General features: G+C 72.7%; 5 protein-coding genes and 1 pseudogene. 4 read left to right on the forward strand and 2 right to left on the reverse strand.

The window, feature by feature from the left end; all coding sequences use genetic code 11:
• A pseudogene (locus ACWCRD_RS30540) lies at positions 1-194 on the forward strand (hypothetical protein); the annotation flags it as partial.
• A gap of 195 nt (positions 195-389) precedes the next feature.
• Here the strand turns inward: ACWCRD_RS30540 and ACWCRD_RS30545 are convergent.
• The gene (locus tag ACWCRD_RS30545; protein WP_450968977.1) at positions 390-614 is read right to left on the reverse strand and encodes a hypothetical protein; all 225 of its coding nucleotides are present in this window, start codon (positions 612-614) and stop codon (positions 390-392) included.
• A 98-nt stretch (positions 615-712) separates the two neighbouring features.
• Between ACWCRD_RS30545 and ACWCRD_RS30550 the strand changes: the two genes are divergently transcribed.
• The gene (locus ACWCRD_RS30550) at positions 713-1,840 is read left to right on the forward strand and encodes a lipid II:glycine glycyltransferase FemX (protein ID WP_450968978.1); all 1,128 of its coding nucleotides are present in this window, start codon (positions 713-715) and stop codon (positions 1,838-1,840) included.
• A 167-nt stretch (positions 1,841-2,007) separates the two neighbouring features.
• A complete protein-coding gene (locus tag ACWCRD_RS30555; protein WP_450968979.1) occupies positions 2,008-3,192 on the forward strand; it encodes a MarP family serine protease in 1,185 nt (394 codons plus the stop codon).
• 10 nt (positions 3,193-3,202) lie between these two features.
• Here ACWCRD_RS30555 and ACWCRD_RS30560 read toward each other — a convergent pair whose 3' ends face one another.
• A complete protein-coding gene (locus ACWCRD_RS30560; RefSeq protein WP_450968980.1) occupies positions 3,203-3,691 on the reverse strand; it encodes an N-acetyltransferase family protein in 489 nt (162 codons plus the stop codon).
• 38 nt (positions 3,692-3,729) lie between these two features.
• On the opposite strand from ACWCRD_RS30560, the gene ACWCRD_RS30565 reads away from it, so the two are divergent.
• On the forward strand, positions 3,730-4,511 hold a 782-nt coding region (locus ACWCRD_RS30565), incomplete at its 3' end, for a TIGR01777 family oxidoreductase (protein WP_450968981.1).

Below are 4,511 nucleotides of genomic sequence, written 5' to 3' on the forward strand. Positions count from 1 at the left end.
GAGGGTCAGGGACGGCTCTGCTGGGGGTCCGGGGGTCATCCCCCGGGAAACGCAGCACCGACCGCCAGGTCATCGAGATCGTCACCACGGCCGGCTACTACGTCATGCCGGCGGGCCTGCTGAACGGGCTCGCCGTGGACATCGACCCGTCCGGAGAGCAGTTCCTGGGACTGGTGGGCGGCGCCCCCGACTGAGGGTCAGGGACGGCTCTGCTGGGGGTCCGGGGGTCATCCCCCGGGAAACGCAGCACCGACCGCCAGGTCATCGAGATCGTCACCACGGCCGGCCACTACGTCATGCCGGCGGGCCTGCTGAACGGGCTCGCCGTGGACATCGACCCGTCCGCAGAGCAGTTCCTGGGACTCGTGGGCGGCGACCCCGACCGAGGGTCAGGCCGTCCGTCGCCGGTTCGGGTCCGAGTCGATGTACGCCTGCGCCTGCTCGGCCTTGACCGCGTGGTACATCGGCGCGGCGTTGGCCTGGTCGAGTGCGGACGCGGTGACGGCGGCCGGGCCCAGGACGACGGCCGCGGCCGCGCAGAGCGCCGCCCAGGGGCCATGGGCGGTGCGGGACCGGCCCTCGGTCTTGTGCGTGGTGTTGCCGTGACTGTTCACTTCTTCCCCACCTCCAGTCAGTGCGTGTGCATGACGATAGGGAGGGCGCCTCGGGAAGATCCGTGAGGCGGCTGAGAGAAACCTGTGAGGGTCCGCCCATGACCAGCCCGTACGTAAGGGAGATCACGCGCGAGGAACACCTGGCCCAGCTGCGGGAGCACCCCGACGCGAGCCACCTCCAGATTCCCGAGTGGGGCGATGTGAAGCCCGACTGGCGGGCGGAGAGCGTCGGTTGGTTCGAGGGCAGGACGATGACCGCCGCGGCCCTCGTGCTGTACCGGCCGCTGCCCGGCACCCGGCGCTGCCTCGCCTATCTCCCCGACGGGCCCGCGATCGACTGGCACCACCCTCGCCTGGAACGCCTGCTGGACCCGCTCGTCGCCCACGTCGAGGAGCGCGGGGCGTTCTCGCTGCGGATCGGACCGCCCCTTGTCGTACGCCACTGGGAGGCGGCCGGTGTCGCGGCGGGCATCGCCGACCCCGACGTACGTCATCTGCACGATCTGCCGGCGGACGGCCTCGACGGGTACGCGCTGGACGTGGCGGAGCGGCTGGGGCGGCTCGGGTGGCGGCGGTGCGAGGAGGACGAGGGCAGCGGCTTCGGGCTCGGCCAGCCGCGCTACGGCTGCCACATACCGCTCGCAGGGCGCTCGGTGGACGAGCTGCGCGGGGCGCTGGCGCCGCACTGGGAGCAGTCCCTGCGGACGTCCGAGCTGGGAGGTGTGCGCGTCGGCTGGGGTGCGGCCGCGGACCTGCCGGAGTTCCACAGGCTCTACACCTCGACCGCCGCCCGCGACGGCTTCAAGTCCCGCCCGCTGGACTACTTCCGGCGCATGTGGAAGGCGCTGAACGCGGAGGACGAGGACCGGCTGCGGCTGTATCTCGCCGAGTACGACGGCGAGGTGCTCTCCGCCGCGCTCATGATCAACGTCGGCTCCCGCGCCTGGCACTCGTACGCCGCGTCCGGCCGCCGGGGGCGTGAACTGCGGCCCAGCAGCGCGCTGTTGTGGCGGATGCTGTGCGACGCGCGGGCGGCGGGGGCCGCCACGTACGACCTCCGTTCCGTCACCCCCGTCCTGACCGAGAACCGGCTGCTGAACCGCCTCCGTTTCAAGACGGGCGCGGGCGGCCGGGCGGTGGAGTACCTCGGGGAGTGGAAGCTGCCGGTGGGCAGCCAGGGCAAGGTGCTGCAGCGGGCGCTGGGGGCGTATCTCGGGCGCAGGTGAGGACGGGTGCCGCCATGGCGGCCGGATCCGCTCCGTCCGCGATGTGTGCTGTGCCACCCGGTGGAACCATCGTCCTGGTCCGGGGCGTTTCTCCTCATGCACGCGCGCGTGGCTGATCACTGGGCCCGTCCCGCGCGTACTAAGGGGTCTGAGAGAAAGGCGGCTCTGTGGACCTGCTCGACATCCTGCTGTTGCTGGTGGTCGTGGCCTACGCGGCATCGGGCTACCGGCGCGGACTGGTGGCCGGCTGTGTCTCGCTCGCCGGGTTCGTGGGCGGCGCGGTGCTCGGCGTGTGGATCCTGCCCTGGATGATGGACCTGGTGACGGCGGGCACGACCCAGGCGACCGTGACCGCGGTGCTGACCGTGCTGCTCCCTGCCGTGGTGGTCCACGAACTGGCGGGGCGGCTCGCGCTCAGGCTGCGCCGGGAGCTGGACCGCGGGCCGCTCAGGGTGGCGGACGGGGTCGGCGGGGCCGCGGCCAACTCGGCCGCCGTGCTGATCGTGGCCTGGGTCGCCGCGAGTGTGCTGGGCGCCTCCTCGTCACCGCTGCTCACGACCGCGATCCGGGACTCGGCGCTGCTCGGTGCCGTGCAGGACGCCATGCCGGACACCACCCCCGCCTGGTTCTCCCGGGCCACCTCGGCGCTCACTCAGGCGGGCTTCCCGCAGGTGTTCAACCCGTTCGAGAACGAGTCGACGGCCGAGGTCGCCAAGCCCACCGGCGACAGCGTCACGGCGAGCGCCACCAACGCGGCCAAGCGCAGCACGGTGAAGATCGAGGGTGTCTCCGGCACCCAGGGCCGCGAGGGCAGCGGGTTCGTGTACGCCCGCGACCATGTGATGACCAATGCGCACGTGGTGGCCGGCATCAACGACCCGAACGTGCGGATCGGCGGGGTCGGGCGGACGTACGAGGCACGGGTGGTGCTCTTCGACCCCAACAGGGACGTGGCCGTTCTGTACGTGCCCGGGCTGCGCGCGCCGGTCCTGAGGTTCGACGACGGCGCCGCGCGCGGCGACTCGGCGGTCGTGGCCGGCTATCCGCAGGACGGCGACCTCGACCTCCAGGCGGCGACGGTCGCGAACCGGGTGCAGGCGACCGGCCAGAACATCTACGGCGACGCCACGGTGACCCGCGAGATCTACTCGATCCGCTCGACCGTCCGCCCCGGCAACTCCGGCGGCCCGCTGCTGACGACCGACGGCCGCGTCTACGGCGTGGTCTTCGCCCGCTCGACGTCCGACAACGAGACGGGTTACGTCCTGACGGCGGCGGAGGTGGCCTCCGACGCCCGGCGCGCGGCGAACGCGACGGCGTCGGTGGACACGGGTGACCTGGTCACGTCGTAGACCGGCCGGGTCACAGACTGCACCCCATGAGCACGTCGTCGACGTACTCGCCCTCCAGCAGGAACTCGCCGGGCAGGATCCCCTCGACGACGAACCCCTCGGCCTCGTAGAGCCCCCGGGCCGGGGTGTTGTGGCCGAGGACGCGCAGCGTGAGCCGGCGCGCGCCCTGATTGCGGGCCTCCTCCCGCACCGCCCGCAGCAGCGCCCGCCCGACGCCGGCGCCCCGCGCCTGCTCGGCGACGACGAGCCCCTGGATCTGCCGGACGTGGGCGTTGCAGACGAGCGGGGTGGGATGGGCCAAGCGGATGTAGCCGACGACCTCCCCGTCGAGCTCCGCGACCAGATGGTCCCGGGGCCCGAACCGCTCGTTGTAGAAGGGTTCGTACGGCGGCTGGGGGCGCGGCTGCACGGAGTGCAGCGGGGACCAGGTGACACGGTCGAGGCGCCCCAGCGTCTCCTCGTCGCCGAGGGTTGCGTGGCGTATGAACGGAACCGGCATGACGGCAACCTTATGAGTCCCCCGAGCAGAATGGGCCCATGGAACGTTCCCGAATCGCGGTGGCCGGTGCGTCCGGGCTCATCGGCGGCGCCCTGGTGCGGTCCCTGACCGCCGACGGGCACGAGGTGGTGCGGCTGGTGCGCCGGGCGCCCCGGGCGCAGGACGAGGTCCGCTGGGACCCGGAGGGCGGGCACGTGGATCCTGCCGTTCTCGCCGGGTGCGACGTCGTGGTGAACCTCGCGGGCGCCGGTATCGGCGACCGCCGCTGGACGGACGCGTACAAGACGCGGATCCGGAGCAGCCGGGTGCTCGGCACCGCCGCGCTGGCCGGGGCGATCGCCGCGCTGGACGAGAAGCCGCGGGTGTTCGTGAACGGCAGCGCGATGGGCTACTACGGCGAGACCGGCGACCGGGCGGTCGACGAGAGCGCGCCGCCCGGGGCGGGGTTCCTGCCGGAGCTGTGCGTGGAGTGGGAGGGCGCCGCGGCCCCCGCGCAGGAGGCGGGCGTACGGACCGTGTTCACCCGGACGGGTCTCGTGGTGGCCCGCGGCGGCGGTGCCTGGGGCCGGCTGTTCCCGCTGTTCAAGGCGGGCCTCGGCGGACGCATGGGCGACGGCCGCCAGTACTGGTCGTACATCGCGCTGCACGACGAGGTGGCCGCGATCCGCCATCTCATCGACACCGCCGCCCTGTCCGGACCGTTCAACCTCACCGCCCCGAACCCGCTCACCAACCGTGAGATCACCACAGCCATGGGCCGCGTCCTGCACCGCCCGACACTGTTCCCCGTACCCGCCCCCGTACTGCGGACCGCCCTCGG

The sequence above is a fragment of the Streptomyces sp. NPDC002092 genome, assembly GCF_053593775.1.

What these genes read in the sequence shown, in the direction of transcription:
- ACWCRD_RS30550 (WP_450968978.1), top strand. Translation starts at nt 713, where the DNA reads ATGACCAGCCCGTACGTAAGGGAGATCACGCGCGAGGAACACCTGGCC.
- ACWCRD_RS30560 (WP_450968980.1), bottom strand. Translation starts at nt 3,691, where the DNA reads ATGCCGGTTCCGTTCATACGCCACGCAACCCTCGGCGACGAGGAGACG.